Annotated in this window: 25 protein-coding genes; 11 read left to right on the top strand and 14 right to left on the bottom strand. The window is 35.6% G+C overall.

What is annotated here, in order from left to right:
* Positions 1 to 483: 483 nt before the first annotated feature.
* The 5 genes from ACKWCD_RS03775 to ACKWCD_RS03755 are packed head-to-tail and all read right to left on the bottom strand — an operon-like array spanning position 484 to position 3,543.
* Positions 484 to 1,236 carry a class I SAM-dependent methyltransferase gene (locus tag ACKWCD_RS03775; protein ID WP_413982599.1) on the bottom strand — a complete coding sequence of 251 codons (753 nt, stop codon included), beginning with the start codon at positions 1,234 to 1,236 and terminating at the stop codon, positions 484 to 486.
* Entirely contained in the window at positions 1,227 to 1,961 is a 735-nt protein-coding gene (locus tag ACKWCD_RS03770; protein WP_413982598.1) for a DUF2071 domain-containing protein, read from the bottom strand. Before ACKWCD_RS03770 ends, ACKWCD_RS03775 begins: the two co-directional genes overlap by 10 nt.
* Complete coding sequence (locus tag ACKWCD_RS03765) at positions 1,948 to 2,334, bottom strand: DoxX-like family protein (RefSeq protein ID WP_413982597.1); 387 nt, start codon at positions 2,332 to 2,334, stop codon at positions 1,948 to 1,950. Before ACKWCD_RS03765 ends, ACKWCD_RS03770 begins: the two co-directional genes overlap by 14 nt.
* Positions 2,335 to 2,374: 40 nt before the next feature.
* A complete protein-coding gene (locus ACKWCD_RS03760; protein WP_413982596.1) occupies positions 2,375 to 3,172 on the bottom strand; it encodes a TerC family protein in 798 nt (265 codons plus the stop codon).
* Positions 3,173 to 3,183: 11 nt separating this feature from the next.
* Positions 3,184 to 3,543: a hypothetical protein gene (locus tag ACKWCD_RS03755; RefSeq protein WP_413982595.1), complete on the bottom strand. Its 360-nt coding sequence runs from the start codon at positions 3,541 to 3,543 to the stop codon at positions 3,184 to 3,186.
* Positions 3,544 to 3,667: 124 nt separating this feature from the next.
* Here ACKWCD_RS03755 and ACKWCD_RS03750 point away from each other — a divergent pair, with 124 nt between their 5' ends.
* From ACKWCD_RS03750 to ACKWCD_RS03740, 3 genes are all read left to right on the top strand, one after another.
* Entirely contained in the window at positions 3,668 to 4,771 is a 1,104-nt protein-coding gene (locus ACKWCD_RS03750; protein WP_413982594.1) for a M14 family metallopeptidase, read from the top strand.
* Positions 4,772 to 4,883: 112 nt separating this feature from the next.
* A complete protein-coding gene (locus ACKWCD_RS03745; protein WP_413982593.1) occupies positions 4,884 to 5,363 on the top strand; it encodes an Lrp/AsnC family transcriptional regulator in 480 nt (159 codons plus the stop codon).
* A gap of 67 nt (positions 5,364 to 5,430) precedes the next feature.
* Positions 5,431 to 5,946, top strand: a complete 516-nt coding sequence (locus ACKWCD_RS03740) for a DinB family protein (protein WP_413982592.1) — start codon at positions 5,431 to 5,433, stop codon at positions 5,944 to 5,946.
* Positions 5,947 to 5,949: 3 nt separating this feature from the next.
* Here the strand turns inward: ACKWCD_RS03740 and ACKWCD_RS03735 are convergent, their stop codons facing one another.
* Together ACKWCD_RS03735 and aroB are read right to left on the bottom strand one after the other, a co-directional pair.
* On the bottom strand, positions 5,950 to 6,285 hold the full coding sequence (locus tag ACKWCD_RS03735) for a hypothetical protein (RefSeq protein ID WP_413982591.1): 336 nt from the start codon (positions 6,283 to 6,285) through the stop codon (positions 5,950 to 5,952).
* A 140-nt stretch (positions 6,286 to 6,425) separates the two neighbouring features.
* Complete coding sequence (gene aroB / locus ACKWCD_RS03730; RefSeq protein ID WP_413982590.1) at positions 6,426 to 7,487, bottom strand: 3-dehydroquinate synthase; 1,062 nt, start codon at positions 7,485 to 7,487, stop codon at positions 6,426 to 6,428.
* 144 nt (positions 7,488 to 7,631) lie between these two features.
* On the opposite strand from aroB, the gene ACKWCD_RS03725 reads away from it, so the two are divergent.
* Positions 7,632 to 8,798, top strand: a complete 1,167-nt coding sequence (locus ACKWCD_RS03725) for a proline dehydrogenase family protein (RefSeq protein ID WP_413982589.1) — start codon at positions 7,632 to 7,634, stop codon at positions 8,796 to 8,798.
* A 32-nt stretch (positions 8,799 to 8,830) separates the two neighbouring features.
* Here the strand turns inward: ACKWCD_RS03725 and ACKWCD_RS03720 are convergent, their stop codons facing one another.
* The 7 genes from ACKWCD_RS03720 to porX all read right to left on the bottom strand — a co-directional run bounded on the left by ACKWCD_RS03720 (position 8,831) and on the right by porX (position 14,333).
* Positions 8,831 to 9,205, bottom strand: a complete 375-nt coding sequence (locus tag ACKWCD_RS03720) for a DUF4258 domain-containing protein (protein WP_413982588.1) — start codon at positions 9,203 to 9,205, stop codon at positions 8,831 to 8,833.
* Between the two features lie 3 nt (positions 9,206 to 9,208).
* Positions 9,209 to 10,408 carry an alanine dehydrogenase gene (locus ACKWCD_RS03715; protein WP_413982587.1) on the bottom strand — a complete coding sequence of 400 codons (1,200 nt, stop codon included), beginning with the start codon at positions 10,406 to 10,408 and terminating at the stop codon, positions 9,209 to 9,211.
* 84 nt (positions 10,409 to 10,492) lie between these two features.
* Positions 10,493 to 11,161: a hypothetical protein gene (locus ACKWCD_RS03710; RefSeq protein ID WP_413982586.1), complete on the bottom strand. Its 669-nt coding sequence runs from the start codon at positions 11,159 to 11,161 to the stop codon at positions 10,493 to 10,495.
* Between the two features lie 88 nt (positions 11,162 to 11,249).
* On the bottom strand, positions 11,250 to 11,396 hold the full coding sequence (locus ACKWCD_RS03705; RefSeq protein WP_413982585.1) for a hypothetical protein: 147 nt from the start codon (positions 11,394 to 11,396) through the stop codon (positions 11,250 to 11,252).
* Positions 11,397 to 11,660: 264 nt separating this feature from the next.
* Positions 11,661 to 12,089, bottom strand: coding sequence for a tRNA (adenosine(37)-N6)-threonylcarbamoyltransferase complex ATPase subunit type 1 TsaE (tsaE, locus tag ACKWCD_RS03700; RefSeq protein ID WP_413982584.1), 429 nt, complete (start codon positions 12,087 to 12,089; stop codon positions 11,661 to 11,663).
* A gap of 7 nt (positions 12,090 to 12,096) precedes the next feature.
* Positions 12,097 to 12,774, bottom strand: a complete 678-nt coding sequence (locus tag ACKWCD_RS03695; RefSeq protein WP_413982583.1) for a hypothetical protein — start codon at positions 12,772 to 12,774, stop codon at positions 12,097 to 12,099.
* An 11-nt stretch (positions 12,775 to 12,785) separates the two neighbouring features.
* The gene (gene porX, locus ACKWCD_RS03690) at positions 12,786 to 14,333 is read right to left on the bottom strand and encodes a T9SS response regulator signal transducer PorX (protein ID WP_413982582.1); all 1,548 of its coding nucleotides are present in this window, start codon (positions 14,331 to 14,333) and stop codon (positions 12,786 to 12,788) included.
* Positions 14,334 to 14,451: 118 nt separating this feature from the next.
* Between porX and ACKWCD_RS03685 the strand changes: the two genes are divergently transcribed.
* The 7 genes from ACKWCD_RS03685 to sucD all read left to right on the top strand — a co-directional run bounded on the left by ACKWCD_RS03685 (position 14,452) and on the right by sucD (position 21,510).
* Entirely contained in the window at positions 14,452 to 15,681 is a 1,230-nt protein-coding gene (locus ACKWCD_RS03685; protein WP_413982581.1) for an HD domain-containing protein, read from the top strand.
* A gap of 23 nt (positions 15,682 to 15,704) precedes the next feature.
* Positions 15,705 to 16,736, top strand: coding sequence for a UDP-3-O-(3-hydroxymyristoyl)glucosamine N-acyltransferase (gene lpxD / locus ACKWCD_RS03680; protein ID WP_413982580.1), 1,032 nt, complete (start codon positions 15,705 to 15,707; stop codon positions 16,734 to 16,736).
* On the top strand, positions 16,723 to 18,129 hold the full coding sequence (locus tag ACKWCD_RS03675; RefSeq protein WP_413982579.1) for a bifunctional UDP-3-O-[3-hydroxymyristoyl] N-acetylglucosamine deacetylase/3-hydroxyacyl-ACP dehydratase: 1,407 nt from the start codon (positions 16,723 to 16,725) through the stop codon (positions 18,127 to 18,129). The genes lpxD and ACKWCD_RS03675 overlap by 14 nt, the downstream gene beginning before the upstream one ends.
* Position 18,130: 1 nt before the next feature.
* Positions 18,131 to 18,916 carry an acyl-ACP--UDP-N-acetylglucosamine O-acyltransferase gene (gene lpxA / locus ACKWCD_RS03670; protein ID WP_413982578.1) on the top strand — a complete coding sequence of 262 codons (786 nt, stop codon included), beginning with the start codon at positions 18,131 to 18,133 and terminating at the stop codon, positions 18,914 to 18,916.
* An 8-nt stretch (positions 18,917 to 18,924) separates the two neighbouring features.
* Positions 18,925 to 19,491: an elongation factor P gene (gene efp, locus ACKWCD_RS03665; RefSeq protein WP_413982577.1), complete on the top strand. Its 567-nt coding sequence runs from the start codon at positions 18,925 to 18,927 to the stop codon at positions 19,489 to 19,491.
* A gap of 135 nt (positions 19,492 to 19,626) precedes the next feature.
* Positions 19,627 to 20,559 (top strand): UDP-3-O-(3-hydroxymyristoyl)glucosamine N-acyltransferase, encoded by a 933-nt coding sequence (locus ACKWCD_RS03660; RefSeq protein ID WP_413982576.1) that lies wholly within the window; start codon positions 19,627 to 19,629, stop codon positions 20,557 to 20,559.
* 78 nt (positions 20,560 to 20,637) lie between these two features.
* A complete protein-coding gene (gene sucD, locus ACKWCD_RS03655) occupies positions 20,638 to 21,510 on the top strand; it encodes a succinate--CoA ligase subunit alpha (protein ID WP_413982575.1) in 873 nt (290 codons plus the stop codon).
* The last annotated feature ends 8 nt before the right edge of the window (positions 21,511 to 21,518 follow it).

Genomic DNA, 21,518 nt, shown 5'->3' with positions numbered 1-21,518 from the left:
TACTTTTAGTGCCCACTATTTAGTAATATTTTATTTTGCAGTTGCAGTTGCAGTTGCAGTTGCAGTTGCTGAAGTGCTTTAATTTAAATAATTCAACCAAAATATCACACTTAGATATGCCCAGAGTATACTAAATTTTATATGAATTAGGGTTTCCTTCTTTTTTCCTTTCCAAAGCTTTGAGGAATAGACGAAAAATTGAAAATAAAGCCGAAATGTCCAGAATATTGCGAGGCCCAGGGAAATTAACTTACCCAATTTCGTGTCTATAAGTTCTTTTGATGATGTAAAGCACAGTAGACCAATGAGAAAAACGACAAGAGCAATAAAAAAAGTGTGCACTATCATCATTTGTTTGTTTATTAAACTCAATGATTTAAGCTCTTCTTTCCAATTAAAGTATTTTGGAAAAATAGCGTGAATGCATGCTAAGGTCATCAACAAAATTCCAATTCCCTTAAAATGAATCTGCATATTTAAGAATTAAGGGGCGCAATTAAAAATAGACATAAAAGCGGTGAATTTAGTTTCTTCAAATGAAGAGAACCCCGCTTCTTTAAAGGCCTTTTTCCAAGCTTTTCTAGAAAAAAAGTGAGTAAACCCAATTGAAAATGCGAAAAAATTAGGAATGTCTCTTAAATGTTCAACGGTGATAACTTTTCCATTAGGCTTACAAATTCTGTGGCACTCTTTTAAAAATGCTACCTTCTCTTTATGAGATCGTATCTCGTGAACAGCTGAAAGCAGAAAAATAAGATCAACTGAGGTATCACTTAGGGGGATTTCGTCGGCCTTTATTTGAGTTGTATTTGGATACACTAAACTAACCTTTCGTGCTCTAATTATTGCCGGCTCTGTATGTCGTTTTGCATCATAAAAATCAAAAACTTTTAAATCTGAATTTGGAAAATTAGAATCTAGTATAAAACTAGTTTCATCAAAACCCGCATTGATATTTATTAATTGCTTGGGTTCCGAGTCCTTTAATTTGAGTGTTTTTAACCAATTAAAATCATAATATCCAGAGAAATCATAAACGTATGCTGAAACAATTAATGGTGCAATGAGACCATAAAGAAAAGCGCCTACAATTATCCATGTGAAGAAGGTCGGTACTTTCAACAGCATTAAGCCAATACTAATTATGGCTAGAACGATAAGCCCTATAACGTAAAAATGCCTATTAAAGCTTAAAATATTTAAAACACCTTGAAATTTTCTCCTCTTTATTTCCATTGCTCTTTTTTTCCCTTTTTCCAACAATACGGAATATTGCTAACTACAAAAGCATTTGCTAGGTGTATGTTTTTAAAGTCTTTTTCCTTTATAAACTTCACCATCGCTTTTTCCACATGAAGTGGTTTTGGTTTCCAATTTTGTCGAACCCCTTCAATAATTAAAACCTCCTTACTTTCTTCATTATACGTAAAGGTAAACGGTAACGGACCGGCAAAGCGCCTAGCTTCTTTCCAATCGCTAAATGGTGATTGTTTTGGTAAATGAATATCAGTCTTACTTGAATTTACAATGACATCCAAACCAGATTTTTCTGAACGAATATTAAGATTTTCATTCTCTTTTTTAATGCTGATATCTGTAGTTGTATAATTGTAATGAGTGAAAATATTTCCGAAGAAAGACATTTTACTTTTGTTGGTTTCAGACTTCAAAATATATAATCCTCGCAATCGCTTCCCTCTTTTATCCGTGTAACGGACAAACACACGATAACCAATTAAAAAGAAATCATTGCCAATGAATTTAGGCAACCCTTTAGGTCGTAAATCTTTTGTATTGACCATTGCTAAGGCTATAAAAGCCCATTTGTTGTCAAAAGTATCAAGCTCTAAACATTCTGGAACTAAGTCTTGTAACTCTTCTTTAGCAATGGCATATGTCAGCACAATCGAATCTTCGAAGTGTGTTTCAACTGCAAATGGATGGTTTTTAAGATTGAACAATTTTTTCTTTTAGGTGAAACTCATTAAAATATATTATTGCTGAAAAGAGTAATGCAATTACGATGTTTACATAACCAAATAGTAACAAGTCTTTTGCTAAAACAAACTCAATTATATTCATTAAAATAATAATGGTTATTTGAGCAATCGCATTTAGTTTAGATTTGTAATCAATTAAAATCCAAACAACCATTATAAGCTCTAAAACACCTATTGTTTTAGTAATCGCTTCTGCATAATCTTCCCCGAGAATTCTAGCAACAATATCTTGATGTCGAGGTACGAAATTTAAAATTTTGCAATACAATCCATTGATAAACCAAACACTTGCAATTAAAATTGATAGAACTTTGGTTATGATTTTGTAATTCAACCTTAGACTTATTTAGGATTGGAAAAAGTGAGTTTATCAACTACGCCTTAGCCTTTCTATTCTTCTCCATTCGCATATTAAAAAACTCCACCAATAAAGAGAAAGCAATTGCAAAGTATAGATACCCTTTTGGAACGGTGCCTACTTCTTGATCAAAAACAACAAGGTGGCCTAAATGAGCAGCTTCTGCGATGAGCATAAAACCAATTAGAATTAAGAACGAAAGTCCTAAAATTTGAATTGATGGGTGTTTGTTGACAAATTCCCCGACAGGATTAGCAAATAACATCATGATTATAACCGAAATCACAACCGCAACAATCATTAAGATTAAAGCGTCATTAGGGTTTGGGGAGATGCCATTGGTCATACCAATCGCGGTTAGTATAGAATCAAAAGAGAAAACAATATTAATAACCGTTATTTGAAGAATTGCCTTTGTCAATGTATTTCCTCGGGCATTTGTTACTTCACGTTCGTCATGTCCACGATCTTCTACCTTTTCATGAATCTCGCGCGTACTTTTGTACAGAAGAAATAAACCTCCGGCAAAGAGAATGAGCGATTGCCAACTGACACCACCAGATATCCAGTCAGAATCAAATACCCAAAAGGGTTTCTTAGCGGCAACTAACCAGGTAATTCCGAAAAGTAAAATGATACGCATCGCCATAGCTAGAACCAATCCGATATTAGTAGCTTTCTTTCTTTGACTTGGTTCAAGTTTTCCTGCAGCGATAGAGATAAAAATGATATTATCTATTCCTAGTACGATTTCTAAAAATGTAAGGGTTAAAAGAGCTATCCAAGCATCCGGACTTGCGAAAATTTCGAACATAGGTGTAGTGTTTAGTTAGTTTTTATGGCTGTTCCTTGCAATTTTTTTGCATCTCCAACAAGGCTATACTCAAATGTATAAGAATTATCCGTAGTAGACAATATCTTCATATGCACTGATGACTTCATTTTTACATCTTGTAATACAAACTCACAATCGTTGAGCCATTTCACAGTAGCGCTGTCAATTTTATTATCATAGTACTCTACGCTATACTGATCATCCCTAGTAAACTTACCTGTCTTTTCTTCTCCATCAACTATATATTTAAAACTAAAAGTTCCTGTTTTATAATCTTGACAATTGCGTTCTGGTTGAGAACAACTTATAATCAGAACAGATACGATTAGTGCGAAATAAGCTTTTTTCATAGGGAGTACAAAATACTAAAATATGGCTTAGTTGCCATGCTAATCTATCAATTGTTATCAGAAAATCATATCACATTTTAAGTATAAATTAGTTTTTAATTTGTGGGTATCTTTGTTGCGTATTATGATTGTAGATTACCAAACATATTTAGGTTTTAAAGCAAATAAGGTAGAAGGTAGATATGTTACCAATGTTCAAATTATCGAATTTCTTCAAAACCTAAATCTTGATGCTCAAGTTAAAATTGTTGGACATTCCGTTCAAGAACGACCCATTCAGAGTATTCAAGTAGGAAAGGGACCTCACAAAATTTTGATGTGGTCTCAAATGCATGGAAACGAGTCTACAACAACAAAGGCAGTTTTAGATTTATTAAATTTTTTGGCCTCCGAAAATGCAATCGCTGCTAAGATAGTTGAAAAGTGTACGCTGGGAATTATTCCCATACTTAATCCTGATGGGGCAGAAGTTTACACTCGAGTTAATGCTAATGGTATTGATTTAAATAGAGATGCTCAAGATCAGAGTCAGCCTGAAAGCAAAATACTGCGCGAAGTTTATGAGAGTTTTCAACCAGATTTCTGCTTTAACCTTCATGATCAACGTACCATATACAATGTAGGAAATACAGGTAAGCCGGCTACCGTTTCTTTTTTAGCGCCTTCGCATGACGTGGAACGGTCAATTTCTAAGACACGAAATATAAGCATGCAATTGATTGCTGCGATGAACTCAGAGCTTCAAGAATGGATTCCTGGACAGGTGGGGCGATATGATGATGGCTTTAATGCAAATTGCGTTGGCGACACATTTCAGATGTTAAATACCCCAACTGTTTTATTTGAAGCTGGGCATTATCCTGAAGATTATCAACGTGAAAAAACAAGGGCCTATATTTTTTATGCGCTGTTAGCCGCACTTGATAGCATAAGTGAAAACACAGTTCAGACCTATTCCCAAAAGGCTTATTTTGAAATTCCTGAAAACCAGAAATTATTCTTGGATATTGTTATTAAAAATGCAAAACTCATTGATGCCTCTTATACCAAGGATATTGGTGTTTTGTATACTGAAATTTTAAAAGAAGGAAAGATTTTTTTTGAAGCAAAAATTGATAAGGTTGGGTGCCTTGAACACAATTTTGGTCATCAGACCTACGATTGTATGAATAGCGATGATTTAGAAACACTGAAAAAGCAAGGTCTCTGGAATCTGTTAAAACCCTGAAAATTGAATAAATTCTTTAAAAACTAAATATTCTTTACATTTTTGTTAAAAAAATCGAGCTTTTGCTGCATTTTATTTCTTAATTTTTTATTTTTGACCAAAATCAACTGCAATGGCAAAAGTAAAACTCGACGAAATTGACCACCAGATTCTAGACATGTTAATTGACAATACTAGAACTCCGTTTACCGATATAGCAAAGAAACTTTTAATTTCAGCTGGAACGGTTCATGTGCGTGTTAAAAAGATGGAAGAAGCTGGAATTATCAGAGGGTCTTCATTAACCTTAGATTATCAGAAATTAGGCTATTCGTTTATAGCTTATGTTGGAATTTTTCTTGAAAAAACACACCAAACCAAATTTGTTTTAGAGCGTTTGGAGCAAATTCCAAATGTTACGGTGGCTCATATTACAACCGGAAAATTTAATATCTTTTGCAAGATAAGAGCGAAAGATACCAATCATGCAAAAAATATAATTTTTAAGGTTGATGATATTGAAGGTATTAGCAGAACTGAGACCATGATTTCGCTAGAAGAAAGTATCAACGATAAAAAACGTTTGATGCATATGATCTTTAATGAGCTTTAAATAACGTTCAAATAATAAAAGAAGAATCCCATGCACATATACGCTTGGGATTTTTTATTTTTATGCTATGAAAGCATCAGAACTTATAGCAGGAGATTACAACCCGTACTACAAAACTTATATTGATAAAATTGGGGATTCAGAATTACTGTCTACTTTGGAAAAGCAGATGAATAATTTTCCGAATTTTATGAATAGCATTCCTCAGGATAAATTACAGTATGCTTACGCAGAAGGAAAGTGGACCATTTTAGAAGCTTTGCAGCATATTATTGATACAGAAAGAGTTTTTCAGTATCGTGCTTTGCGGTTTTCACGCAAAGACCCAACACCATTACCAGGATTTGATCAAGATGTTTTTGTTCCAGAATCTGGTGCAAATAACAAAAGTATTGCGAGTATCATTGAAGAATACAAAGCTGTAAGAGCTTCAACGCTAAGTTTGTTCTCTTCTTTTGATGATGATGTTTTGAGACTAGTCGGTACTGCCAGTAACTCACCAATGAGTGTTGCGGCAATAGGATTTATTACTTGCGGACATCAAAGGCACCATAGAGATATTATTCGAGAACGTTACTTGTAACAACTACTCGTTTTCTTTCTCTTCTTCGTCTTTACTTTCTGATTCGAATTCCTTTTGAGCTTCTTGGGCAGCAGCCTCTTCCAAAATTGGTTGTGCTTTGCCTTCAAGGCCTTTTTCGATATTATCTTCAAAGTTAGAGATAAAGTTCGCCAAACTTTTACTGATTTTTACCAAGTAAAGGGTGTCTGGAGTTTGAATTTCAACAGCTTCGATGATTTCACCGTGTGCGTTTTTAAACATGATAATGTCTTCGTCGCCATACCCATACGGGTAGCTTTCGATTAGTAAAGCTGCCAGTTCATGGTCAAGCTTTTTATAATCCACAAGTTTGCGTATCATAGTAGTAGGTTTTTGGTTTTGGGCAATCTCAAGATTTTTAGGAACAGAGATTGATCCGTTTTACTCTACCTAAACTATGCTTTTTTTTCTATGGATTTTTTAAAGAGTTGTCAAACAGCACTTTCTAGTATATGTACCCCTTAATCTTTGTAGTATGCAAAAGCTTCCGCATATAAATTAATGGGGATTTGCTGATCAATTATCGGAGAACCGATTCTGTTGAGCAAGACAAAATTTATGTTTCCATGGGAATTCTTTTTGTCAAATTTCAGCAAACTCAATATCCCAATAATATCCTCTTGAGTAAAACTTACCTTTTTATAACGATTTAAAAAAGCTGTTTTGATATCTGCTAACTGCGTTTCCGGAAGTCCTGTGGTTTTATAAGAAAGATAGGCTTCAAGAATCATTCCTATGGCTATGGCTTCTCCGTGAAGCAAAGTTTCATGATCTTCACTTTTCAAAAAGTATGATTCCACAGCATGACCAAGCGTATGGCCAAAGTTTAAAATTTTCCTTACGTTTTGTTCCGTCGGGTCTCTAAGAACAACTTCATTTTTAATCTCGACAGAATCATAAATAGTACTATCTATATCATCAAATGTCGTTACTAGTTTTAATTTTTCCCAGTAGGCATCATTTTTTATAAGTCCATGCTTAAGCATTTCAGCAAAGCCACTTTGTAATTGACGTTCTTCTAAGGTCTTTAAAAAACGCGGGTCTATCAATACCATTTCCGGTTGATTGATAACTCCTATTTGATTTTTTAAAGAACCTAGATCTACTCCCGTTTTTCCACCAACAGAAGCATCAACCATGGCAAGTAGGCTGGTAGGCACATTTATAAAATCAATTCCTCTTTTAAAAGTTGATGCCACAAACCCACCGAGGTCTGTAACCACACCACCACCTAAATTTATAACAAGGCTTTTTCGATCTGCATCAAGTTCTGAAAGCGCTTCCCATAAGTTTGTACACGTACTTATATTCTTATTGATCTCACCAGATTCTATTTCTAAAACTTCAAAGTAATAATCACCCTCAATAGCCGCCATAAAATCCGGAAGGCAATGTTCATAGGTGTTTTCATCAACAATAATAAATAAGGAAGAGTAAGAGTTTGCAGCTAAATGTGCATTCAAAGCCTCATAGGCCTTTTGATTAAAATGAACTGCGTACGATGATGTAACAATCGATTCCACTAACTACTAATTTTATTTTCATTCCTGAGCCTGTGCTGAACTTGTTTCAGTAAAGGTGGAAATCTAAGCGCAAAATAAACTCTTTTTTTTCAAAAGAATAGAAATGCTGTTTTTATATTTGATATCAAATTAGAATTGCAAAAAATGGATCAAATTTTTGAGAATACAGCAACCGCTTTTGCACTGAAAACGGATTCCGAACTAGAGAGAGCTTACTTTTTATTTAAGATGATAGCAAATGAACCTCTCGTAAGGATAGGAACAGCCATGACCAATTTTGCGATTAAAGCGCACCTTCCCGTTGAAGGACTTATTCGAGCAACGGTTTTTGATCATTTTTGTGGTGGAGTAAACGAAGAAGACTGTTTACCCGTAGTTGACAAAATGTATGAAAAAGGGGTTTGTTCTGTACTTGATTATTCGGTAGAAGGTCAGGAAGGTGATGATCCTTTCGATAGTGCACTTGAGACTATTCTTAAAATTTTAGATTTTGTAAAGGAAAGAGATGCAATTCCATTTGCAGTTTTTAAACCTACAGGATTTGGTCGTTTCGCGCTGTATCAAAAAGTAGGAGAGGGGGCAAAGCTTACTGACACTGAATCTCAAGAATGGCAAAGAGTAGTCGGTAGATTTGATAAAGTTTGTCAAAAAGCTTATGACTTAGATGTATCCTTATTAATAGATGGAGAAGAAAGTTGGATGCAAGATGCGGCAGATCAAATTGTCGAAGATTTGATGCGAAAATACAACAAGGAAAAAGCCATTGTTTTCAATACTTTACAGATGTACCGTTGGGATAGAATGGATTACCTTAAAGAACTACATCAAAAAGCGAAAGCAGAAGGATTTAGAATTGGAATGAAAGTAGTTCGCGGTGCTTATATGGAAAAAGAAAATGATAGAGCGGAAGAACTTGGTTATCCAACTCCCATTTGTGCTTCTAAAAAAGCTACAGATGAGAATTTTGATACAGCGGTTCGTTACATGCTTGAAAATCTGGATTCGATTTCTCTTTTTGCGGGGACACATAATGAAAGTAGTTCCTATCATCTCATGGAGTTGATGCAAGATGCTTCCGTCGCAAATGAAGACCCAAGGGTTTGGTTTGGGCAATTGTTTGGAATGAGCGATCATATTTCTTTTAACCTTGCAGATAAAGGGTACAATGTTGCCAAGTATTTACCTTTTGGTCCCGTGCGTGATGTGATGCCCTATCTTATCCGAAGAGCTGAGGAGAATACATCCGTAGCAGGTCAGACTACAAGAGAACTCGGATTATTGAAAAAAGAAAAGAAAAGACGGAAGATTTAGTTCAGAATGCGCAGTTGCGGTTGGCCGTGTTTCTACTTTAAGCTAAGCACGGTTACTTTATTTGGGCAGTTTTTAACTTCCATCGTAGCGGTTTTTTGATCTATTTCTCCTTCTATAAGGTAGGTTTTACAAGGTTTCGATTTGGTATCGCTATCACTAAAGTTAATTTCACCTTCACTAAAAAAAGAATTGATGACCAAGGTATCTAGCTCTTTATTCTTTAGCATCTCTGATATTCCATCAGAATATGCAATAGGTTTTGAACGCAGATCTTTCAGTACTCTACAATTGGGAAAGTAACAAAACGACACCCCAGTTTCATCAGATTTCTTTTTGAGGAAAAAGGTCAGAAAAACAATTCCGATGGAAAGTCCCACCATGAAATAGCCCAAGCGTTTAATAAACATAAATTAAAAAATAAGAAAGTTGATATCACTATACTGTAAATCAAACCATTCACCGACTGATTTACTAGTTAGTATTCCGTGATACATATAGAGTCCATTTCGAAGGCCTTTGTCAAAACGGAGAGAATTTTCAAGTCCACCGTCTTCACCCAATTTTAATAAGTAAGGCGTGAAAATATTGCTAATAGAAATCGTAGCTGTTTTTGGGTAACGTGATGGAATATTGGGTACTGCATAGTGAATAACACCAAATTTTTCTGTGGTTGGTTTTTCGTGTGTTGTAATTTCACTAGTCTCAAAACAACCACCCATATCAATGCTTACATCAATAATAACCGCACCTTTTTTCATAGTTTCTACCATACCACTTGAAACAACCACGGGAGATCGGTCCTTGCCACGAGTGGCACCAATGGCGACATCACATCTTCGCAATGCTTTTTTTAAATTTTTTGGCTGAATGGTTGATGTATAAATAGTCTGATTAAGGTTGGTCTGTATATTACGCAATTTCGTAATTGAATTGTCAAATAAGCGAATGTTTGCTCCGAGCCCTAATGCAGAACGTGCTGCGAATTGCCCAACGGTTCCTGCTCCAATAATAACAACTTCAATTGGCGGAACACCGCTGATGTTTCCGAACATGAGTCCGTTACCATCATTGGTTGCCGCTAAAATTTCGGAGGCAATAAGTACTGAGGATATCCCAGCAATTTCGCTAAGTGACCGAACTACAGGATATTTGCCATCTTCATCACGAATATATTCAAAGGCGACGGCAGTAATCCTTTTCTTGGCCAAAGCTTCAAAATATTTTTTGGTAGCGGTTTTAATCTGTAAAGCTGATATGACCACACTCTGCGGATTCAATAATCCAATTTCTGAAAGAGTAGGGGGTTCCACCTTCAGAACCAAAGGGCAACCAAAAACCTTTTTAGTATCTTTTGTTACTTCTGCACCCGCTTCAGTATATTCTAAATCGGTATAAAATGCACCTTCACCGGCACCAGCTTCAATAAGTACTCGATGTCCATTTGCCGTAATAGCATTTACAGCATCAGGTGTCAGACATACACGTTTTTCTTTATATTGATTCTCCTTAGGAATGCCTATAAAAAGTTCACCCTTTTGTTTAAGGACTTCTAAGGTTTCTTCTTGGGGAAGTAATTGTTGTTTGCTAAATGGTGAGGTTGGTTGACTCATGGAATGTAATTGTGATCTAAGAATTGACCGTCTTAATCAAAATTACAATTTTTAAGTGAAACTTAAATTATAGCTTTGGGCAAACTAAAACTTAAAAAGGGACATACTCGTGATACTGTGTTTTAACTTTTTGAAACGTTGTCCTAACTTTTCAGTAGAAAGTTCTTGATTGAGCCATTCAGATAAGGAGCGATATTCCACTTTTGGTAGTTCGGCTTTATTAACTTTTATATTATGCTTTTTTTCTTTTAAACTTTTTTGTTTGAGTGAATGAAGCTCCGCTTCCATGGCTTCCAAATCAATACCGTGTACGTATCGGTCGTATAACTTGATCCTTATTAAGTATACAAAAGGAATTAGTACCATACAAAATGGGAGTAGCCAAAATATATTATCTGTATCAATATATTTGTCCTCTGAAAAAACGCCCTCGAAAATCTGAAATGCGTACATCGTTGTTGGAATTAGAATAATATGATACCACCAATGCTTACAAGTAAAAAACCAAATTATTAATAAGTACAATGGAACAATTTTTCCTAATAAAAACCATATATAGATGCTAATATCCTGAAAACCATTTTTATCGATTTCAAAACCAAATATTGAAAGTGTTGCCTCAGGGTCACTTGGAAGATATTCATGAAGTTTAAAAATGAAAGGGGAGATTGCTACGAAAAAGACCATCAAGGTATCGACTATAATCTTTCTCTTTGCCTGCGCTTTATTTTCCTTATAGGGTTTCTCGTTCATGGTTCTGGATGAAGATAGGGTACACTTCCAACGAAAAAAAGGGCAATTTATGATTGCCCTTTTTGTTAATTTTTTTTAATCAGTTCAATTAACCGTGTTTTGGCTTGGTGATTTTAGTTTTATCAACACCAATTTCATACAAATCATCTTCTTCAGAAGTGTTGTTCGGTTCACAAGAAACAGCTAATAATGTTACACATGCCAAAAGGCCAAAAATAAATCTTTTTGCTTTCATTTTAATTAAGTTTTTAGTTAGAATAGGACTAATAATTACACCAAAAGTAGGAATTTTGTGTTAAATATTTTAACATAAAATGTTAAAATCATGTATTTTAACGTTTAAAAAGACATTTTGGTCGATTTTTTGACGGATTTCAAGAAAATAACACAATAAATATTGACAAAAAACGATATCAAAAAATCTGGGGCTTAAAAAGAAGAGCTGGAATAGTAAGAATCAATCGAAAAATATTCCTATTTAAGCAAGAAGAAAATAAGATTAAATCGAAATTTTTCTGGTATTTGAATCAACAATGTCTATGTCGATCTCAAATACATCATCGGGAAGAAATGAAGAAATTTTTTCAGGCCATTCTATGAAAACCCAAGTATCTTGATTTAAATAATCCTCAAAACCTAAATCTAAGACTTCAGTTTCGTCTTCTAGACGATAGAAATCAAAATGATACCCTAATAAATTGCCATTTGTGTTATGATATTCATTAACGATACCAAAAGTTGGGCTGTTTGCACTATTGCCTCCTCCAAGTTCTTTTACAATGGCTTTGATAAGTGTTGTTTTTCCTGCACCCATCTGGCCAGTGAAACATAGTATTTTAGAAGTAGCCCTGCTAATCAGTTCTGAAGCAATTTTTGGAAGATCTGTTTGTTTGTAAATTATAGGGTTACTTTGACTTGAAAGGTGCATCTACTTATTATTTTTCAAAGAAAAATTCAATTATTTGAAGAAGGTCATTACTGTTTCTGAAATCCAGTTTTTCTTGTTTAACGAATTGTCCAACCTCCTTTTCTTTATTGCCGAAAAACGAGAGAAACTTTTTCTTTTTTGAAGGAAGTTCTAATAGTACCGATCCACCAGATTTAAAATCGACTATATAAAATTTTGGATTTTGAACAGCAAAACGAGCAGCTTTCTCCTCCTTATAAGCTTCAACTTTTTCTTGCTTTATAAATTTCTTGCGCTCTTTTCTATAGAGCGTATAATCTTTAGTTTGATTTAAAATTTCAAAAAAGGATCTGATTTTTGAACCTTTTTCTAGGTATGTGCCAGTTCTATATAGTTTTTGCGATTCATCTAAGAGTTCAATAGTAAAGTCTTTTCTTAGATCTAGCATCAAATTTCCACCTTTATTTGATTTAAGTTCTATGATATTATCTACTACATTAAATCTTATAAGCTGTGTTTTATCCATATAGTCCAGTTTCGCTGGAAGAAATTCTTCAGTTAAATATGGTGTGCCCTGTGCTTTACTATTTTTTTCATATGCGGGATTAAATACGGCAATTTCTTGCGATCCACCTGTGACTTCAGTGGTTTGAGCAGATCCAAAAGACACAAATAGACTAAATAGTAAGAACAATTTTATTTTCATTTGTATTGCGATTATTTTGGTTCTAAAACGACAAATGGAATAATCATCTCCTCTAATGAGACTCCACCATGTTGATACGTATTTCGGTAGTAACTTACATAATGATTATAGTTATTTGGGTATGCAAAAAACAAGTCATTTTTTGCGAATACAAAAGAACTACTCATATTAATACTGGGCAAATGAATTCTCCTAGGATCTTCCGCTGCAACAACATCTTTCTCCTCATAGGTAAGACTTCTGCCAGTTTTATAACGCAGGTTTAAACTGGTATCTCTATCACCTATTAATTTTGAGGGTTGTTTTACGTTAATTGTGCCATGATCAGTGGTAATGATTAATTTCATTCCCATCGCCTGTGCTTGTTGAATAATTTCTAAGAGAGGAGAATTTTTAAACCAACTTTGAGTTAAAGATCGATATGCCTTGTCATTGGAAGCTAGCTCTTTAATAACTTCCATTTCCGTTTTGGAATGCGAAAGCATATCCACAAAATTATAAACCAGAACCGTTAAGTCGTTATCTTTCTGTGAACGAAAATTCTGAGACAAACTCTTCCCTTGTTTAAGGCTCGTGATTTTATGATATTCCCATTTAATATCCAATCCAAGTCGTTTGATTTGCGCTCCTAGAAACTTATCCTCAAACATATTCTTTCCGCCTTCATCGGTATCATTTTTCCACCAGTCTGGATATTTTTTTTCCATATCTAACGGAGTTAATCCTGAAAAAATGGCATTTCGCGCATACTGAGTTGCTGTGGGTAGAATACTTAAATAAGATTCTTCTTTGGTCTTTTTGTAAAAACTATTAACGGTATCTTCAAAGGCGAACCACTGGTCATAACGTAAATTATCAACTACAACTAGAAGTGTTGGAGTATTGTTTGTTATCTCCGGATGCACCCATTCTTTAAATAGGGTATGGGACATTATCGGACCAGACGGATCACTAAACCAGTCTTCATAATTATTTTCAACAAACTTTCCGAATTGGTTATTAGCCTCTGTTTTTTGTGATTCTAATATTTCAAACATACCGGTGTCTTCAATATCTTCGAGACGCATTTCCCAATAGATTAATTTTTTATACAAATCAACCCACTCCTCGTATGTGTTGACCATGGATAGATCCATGGCTATTTTCCGAAATTCCTGTTGATAATTAGAAGTCGTTTTTTCAGAAACTAAACGGGAGTGATCAAGGCTTTTTTTGAGGGATAGTAATATTTGATTCGGATTGACAGGTTTTATTAAATAATCTGCAATCTGAGAGCCAATAGCTTCTTCCATTATGAACTCTTCTTCACTTTTGGTAATCATAACCACGGGAAGGGAAGAATTCATAACCTTAATTTCGTTTAAGGTTTCGAGACCTGAAATACCGGGCATATTCTCATCCAGAAAAACAATATCAACTTGAGATTCGGCAATCGCTTCAATAGCTTCTTGGCCACTTCTGCAGGTAATAACATTATAGTTTTTGCCTTCAAGAAAAATAATATGAGGCTTTAAGAGGTCGATCTCGTCATCGGCCCAAAGAATTGTTATTTTGTTCATGTAATGGAATTAGTGTTTGAAATCAGCGAAACCTATTAAAATAATACCTTTTGCAGAGCATGAAGCATGCCAAAATATCGTTTCAATTGCATAACTTTGATGTGTTAATAGACTTATTTTGAAAGTATCAAACAAGCTTAAAATTTTCAATGATCCAATTTACGGATTTATTCGAATTCCCAACACCTTGATTTTTGACCTTATTGCGCATCCGTACTTTCAGCGGTTACGAAGAATATCTCAAATGGGCCTTTCTTATTTGGTTTATCCGGGTGCACATCATACACGTTTTCATCATGCTTTAGGCAGTATGTATTTAATGCAGCAGGCAATACAAGTACTTCGTTTTAAGGCTGTTGAAATAACAGATGAGGAAGAACAAGGTTTGCTTTGCGCAATACTACTTCATGATATTGGTCATGGCCCGTTTTCACATGCAATGGAAAATAGTATAGTAGAAGGTGTGCATCACGAACATATTTCATTGCTTTTTATGGAAGAACTCAATAAAAGGTTTAACGGAAGTTTAACGGTAGCAATAGAAATTTTTCAAGGAAGACACCCAAAGAAGTTCTTAAATCAACTAGTTTCTAGCCAGCTAGATATGGATAGAATGGATTATCTAAAACGCGATAGCTTTTATACAGGAGTTGCCGAGGGTAATATCAATTCTGAGCGCCTCCTGACAATGCTCACCGTTGTTGATGGATCGCTAATGGTTGAAGAAAAGGGAACCTATTCGGTTGAAAAATTCTTGATGGCAAGACGTTTTATGTACTGGCAAGTATACCTACACAAAACAGGAATCGTAGCAGAACAACTCTTAATTCGAATTTTAAAAAGAGCTAAAGAGCTATTAAAATTAGGGGTTGAGATCAAATGCAGTGAAGCTTTGTTATTTTTTATGACGAATAAAATTGGTAAAGAAAATTTCAAGACATCCGTGCTCGATGAATTCTCGCAACTTGATGACGTCGATATTTTATCGGCAATTAAGTTGTGGCAAACGAATGATGATTTCGTGCTTTCAAAGCTTTGTCAAATGGTAATCAATAGACGATTACTAAAAATTAAGCTAAAAAATAAACCGATTGAAGATGCTGTTATACTAAAACATTTTAACCGAATTAAATCTGAATACAATTTGTCTGATGTAGAAGTGGACTATTTTGTTTTTTCTGGTAAAATAGAAAACCGTGCCTATCATACAGAGAAACAGAATATCAATATTTTACGTAAAAATGGAAAGGTTATTGATGTAGCTAAGGCTTCAGATCATCTCAATTTAAAAGCACTTTCCAAAACGGTTACTAAGTATTATATGTGTTTCCCTAAAGATTCTGTTTAACTATTTTTCTTACTTTTGCGTTCATGGTGTTTACAGCAAGTCAAATTGCGGGTATCTTAGAGGGGGAAGTGGAAGGAAATCCTGAGATAGCCGTACATAAGCTCGCCAAAATCGAAGAAGGCGAGAAGGGTTCGCTGACCTTTTTAGCGAATCCAAAATATACGCCATATATCTACACGACAAAAGCTTCAATAACCATTGTAAATAAAGATTTTACGCCAGATCAAAACTTGGCAACAACCCTAATAAAAGTAGAAGATGCCTATGAGTCGTTTTCCAAGTTGTTAGAATACTACGATCAAGTTAAAAATACGAAGACCGGTATTGAAAATCCTGTTCATATTGCTGAAAGCGCTTCTTATGGAGAAGGCTTGTACATGGGCGCTTTTTCATATGTAGGCGAGAATGTGAAGATGGGAAAAAATGTGAAGATATATCCCAATGCCTATGTCGATGACAACGTAACTTTTGGCGATAATGTCATCATATTTGCTGGTGCCAAAGTATACTCTGAAACAATTATTGGAAATAATTGTGTTATCCAAAGTGGGGCCATTGTAGGTTCAGATGGCTTTGGATTTGCACCAACTAAAAATGGAACATTTAGCAAAATTCCGCAAACGGGTAATGTAATTCTTGAAGATGATGTTGATGTTGGGGCAGGAACAACTATTGATAGGGCCACAATGGGGTCAACAATTCTAAGAAAAGGGGTGAAGCTTGATAACCAAATACAAATTGCGCATAATGTTGAGATTGGTGAGCATACAGTAATTGCTGCGCAAACAGGCGTTGCCGGTTCAACCAAAATTGGAAAACGTTGTATGATTGGTGGTCAGGTAGGTATTGTAGGTCATATCACCATTGGCGATAATGTTCGAATACAGGCCCAGTCTGGTATCAGCAGAAATGTAAAAGATAACGAGATTTTACAAGGTACTCCGGGATGGAATTATGGAGATTTTAATAAATCATACGTGCATTTTAAAAATTTGCCCAAAATTGTAAACCAAATTAACGAACTAGAAAAAAAGATTGATAGTGATAACAACTAACAATAAACAAAGAACGATAGCCAAAGAAGTAATTCTAAAAGGTGTCGGACTTCACACTGGGGAAAACGTTACTATGAAATTTGTGCCAGCGCCCGAAAATCATGGTTATAAATTTAAGAGGGTCGATTTAGAAGGAGAGCCCATTATTGAGGCTGATGCAAACTATGTGGTAAATACCCAGAGAGGAACCAATCTTGAAAAGCACGGTGTAAAAATCCAAACCTCAGAGCATGTTTTAGCTGCCTTGGTTGGTATGGAAATAGATAATATATTGATTGAGCTCGATGCTCCAGAACCACCTATCATGGATGGTTCCTCAAAATATTTTGTAGAAGCTCTAGAAATAGTTGGTGCAGTTGATCAAGAAGCTGATCGTCAAGAATATGTAGTCAAAGATGTGATATCTTATAAGGATGATTCTACAGGTAGCGAAATTACTGTTATTCCTTCGGATACCTATCAAGTGACAACAATGGTTGATTTTGGGACCAAAGTTTTAGGAACACAAAACGCGACTCTAGAAAGATTGTCCGATTTTAAAACAGAAATAGCAGACGCTCGTACGTTTAGTTTCTTACACGAACTTGAAGCATTATTAGAACACGGTCTAATTAAGGGAGGGGATTTAAACAACGCTATTGTTTATGTAGATAAAGAAATATCTGCCGAAACTATGAAGAAGCTGGAAAAGGCTTTTGATAAAGAAAAGCTTTCGGTGAAACCTAACGGAATACTTGATAACCTGACCTTGCATCAACCCAACGAAGCTGCAAGACACAAGTTACTAGATGTTGTAGGTGATTTAGCTCTAGCAGGAACTAGAATCCGAGGAAAAGTAATCGCCAACAAACCAGGACATTTTGTAAACACTCAGTTTGCGAAAAAGCTTTCCAAGATTATAAAGACCGAGAAAAGAAATAATGTTCCCCTAGTCGATTTACACCAACCTCCTTTGATGGATGTTACCCAAATCATGGATATGCTTCCACATAGACCGCCGTTTTTGTTGGTCGATAAAATCCTTGAATTATCTGAGACGCATGTTATAGGGATGAAGAATGTAACCATGAATGAACCCTTTTTTGTTGGTCACTTTCCTGGTGCACCGGTTATGCCTGGTGTTTTGCAGTTGGAGGCAATGGCACAAACTGGTGGTATTTTAGTGTTGAGCACTGTTCCTGATCCAGAAAACTATTTGACTTATTTGTTGAAGATTGATAATGTGCGATACAAACAACAAGTGGTTCCTGGTGATACACTTATTTTTAAATTAGATTTAATGTCACCAATTCGCCGTGGAATTTGTCAGATGCATGCAAAGGCCTATGCAAATGGAAAATTGGTTTCTGAAGCAGAAATAATGGCTCAAATTGCTAAAGTAAAAGGAGATTAAAATGAATCAACCCCTAGCTTACATTCACCCTGGTGCTAAGATTGCTAAAAATGTAGTAGTTGAGCCCTTTACAACTATTCATAATAATGTTACTATTGGTGACGGAACATGGATCGGCTCTAATGTTACTATTATGGAGGGCGCGCGAATTGGTAAAAACTGTAATATTTTTCCAGGAGCAGTGATTTCAGCACCTCCACAAGATTTGAAATACGATGGTGAAGATACTACGGTAACTATAGGCAATGGTACAACCATTCGTGAATGTGCTACTATTCATAAAGGTACTTCTGATAGAAATAAAACCGTGATTGGCAAGAATTGCCTAATCATGGCCTATTGTCATGTAGCTCATGATTGTTTGGTAGGTAACAATTGTATTTTTTCTAACAATTCTACCCTTGCGGGTCATGTAACCATAGGCGATAATGTTATTCTTGCGGGATTAGTTGCGGTACACCAATTCGTGTCGGTAGGACAACATGCTTTTGTAACAGGAGGTTCTTTGGTGAGAAAAGATGTTCCGCCATTCGTAAAAGCTGCTAGAGAACCATTGTCTTATGTAGGAATCAATTCCGTTGGACTAAGAAGAAGAGGATTTGAATCGGTAAAAATCCGTGAGATACAAAATATCTATCGCATTCTTTACCAGAAAAATTATAATAACTCTCAGGCAGTACAGATTATAGAAGCTGAAATGGAGGCAACTCCAGAGAGAGATGAGATTTTACAATTTATAAGAGATTCCCAAAGGGGAATTATGAAAGGCTATTTTAGCAATAATTAAAACCAACTATGGCGTCAACATCAGATATTAGAAAAGGATTGTGCATTCGATACAATCACGATATTTTCAAGATTATTGAATTTTTACATGTAAAACCGGGGAAAGGGCCAGCTTTTGTGCGTACCAAATTGAAAAGTGTTACAACTGGAAAAGTAATTGATAATACGTTCTCAGCAGGTCATAAGATTGATGATGTGCGTGTCGAAACACGAAACTATCAGTATTTATATGCGGAGGGGGAAACCTATCACTTTATGAATACCGATGATTACAATCAGATAACACTTGAAGAAAGTAGCTTAGATGCTCCTGGACTTTTAAAAGAAGGAGAAATTGTTAAAGTTCTTTTCAACACAGAAGATAGCATGCCCTTGTCTGTCGAAATGCCGGCTAGCGTAATTTTGGAAGTTACTTACACTGAACCCGGAGTAAAAGGGAATACAGCTACAAATGCAACCAAACCTGCGAAAGTCGAAACAGGAGCAGAAGTAAATGTGCCACTCTTTATTAATGAGGGAGACAAGATTAAGGTTGACACCGAAAAAGGTGCCTATATGGAACGTGTAAAAGAATAAACAAGCTCAGCTCAGGCCTAAGAGATATTCGTAAAGAAAAGACCATACAAAGACGATGCAAACCTCTGAGCATTTTAAACCTGTCCGTCCGACGGACGGGTCTCTATTATCTCGTAAATTAAAGATTTATATAAAGTGAGATTCCCTATAACGTATACTTTAAAACAAATAGCAGAAATCATTGACTCTGAATATATTGGGTCTGATGATTTTTCTGTTTTTGGTATGAACGAAATTCATGTTGTTGAAGAGGGCGAGATTGTTTTTGTAGATCATCCAAAGTACTATGACAAGGCTTTAAATTGTAAGGCCTCTGTAGTATTGATAAATAAAAAAGTAGACTGTCCTGAAGGAAAAGCATTGCTTATTTCTGATGATCCGTTTCGTGATTTTAATAAACTCACCAATTTCTTTAAACCTTTTGAAAAGGGAAACAAGGCCATTGCAGATTCAGCTAAAATTGGAAAAAATTCAATAGTTCAGCCCAATACTTTTATTGGTAACAATGTGGTGATTGGCGAAAACTGTCTCATACATGCCAATGTATCTATTTATGATAATTGTATTATTGGTAACAATGTTATCATTCATGCTGGCTGCGTCTTAGGTGCCGACGCTTTTTATTACAAAAACAGGCCTGAAGGCTTTGATAGATTAATTTCTGGCGGACGTGTTGTCTTAGAAGACAATGTTGAGTTAGGAGCTTTATGCACTATTGATAAGGGTGTCACTGGAGATACTACAATACGAGAAGGAACAAAGTTAGATAATCAAGTGCATGTCGGTCATGATACGGTTATCGGAAAAAAATGCTTAATTGCTTCTCAGACTGGCATTGCTGGTTGTGTTGTTATTGAGGATGAAGTAACACTTTGGGGACAGGTAGGTACTAATTCTGGAATAACGATTGGCAAAAAAGCAGTAATTATGGGGCAAACGGGAGTTACAAAATCGGTAGCAGGCGGAAAAAGCTACTTTGGTACGCCGATAGAAGAGTCCCGAGAAAAGCTGAAGCAGTTGGCATACGTGAAGAGAATCCCGTCTATCCTAAAGAAATTAGAAGAATAAAATAATATGCATGGTATTGCTTTCCTTTTAGTTTGCAAACCTATATTTTTGTGCAGCAAAAAATAAACTGATTAACACATGAGCGTTTTAGTTAATAAAGATTCAAAAATAATAGTTCAAGGTTTTACTGGTAGTGAAGGTACCTTCCATGCTGAGCAAATGATTGAATATGGTACTAACGTTGTTGGTGGTGTTACGCCCGGTAAAGGCGGACAAGAACACTTAGGAAGACCTGTTTTTAATACTGTTAGTGAAGCTGTCGTGGAAGTAGGTGCAGACACTACCATTATTTTTGTTCCTCCTGCTTTTGCTGCCGATGCGATTATGGAAGCTGCTGATGCAGGAATTAAAGTTATCATTACTATTACCGAAGGTATTCCAGTTGCTGATATGGTAAAGGCTTCGAACTATATAAAAGACAGAAATTGTCGATTGGTTGGTCCTAACTGCCCAGGAGTTATTACTCCAGAAGAAGCTAAAGTTGGTATTATGCCCGGATTTGTCTTTAAAAAAGGAAATGTAGGTATCGTATCTAAATCAGGAACCCTTACCTACGAAGCCGCTGATCAAGTGGTACGTCAAGGATTGGGTATTACAACTGCTATTGGAATTGGGGGTGATCCAATTATTGGCACAACAACGAAAGAAGCTGTTGAACTATTGATCAATGACCCAGAAACCGAATGTGTAGTTATGATTGGTGAAATTGGTGGTCAATTAGAAGCTGATGCAGCCAAGTGGTATAAAGAAAGTGGTAGTAAAAAGCCCGTTGTTGGTTTTATTGCTGGTGAAACTGCACCTGCAGGAAGAACAATGGGGCATGCGGGAGCTATCGTTGGAGGAAGTGATGATACCGCGCAGGCCAAAAAGAAAATTATGCGTGAGCATGGAATTCATGTAGTGGATTCTCCTGCGGAGATCGGTAAAAAAGTAAAAGAAGTTATGGGATAGTAATTGAA

Source organism: Maribacter taeanensis, assembly GCF_047345145.1.
Classification (GTDB): domain Bacteria; phylum Bacteroidota; class Bacteroidia; order Flavobacteriales; family Flavobacteriaceae; genus Maribacter_C.
Note: the sequence above shows the minus strand (reverse complement) of the source record. Positions and strands in the feature narration are given on the sequence as shown.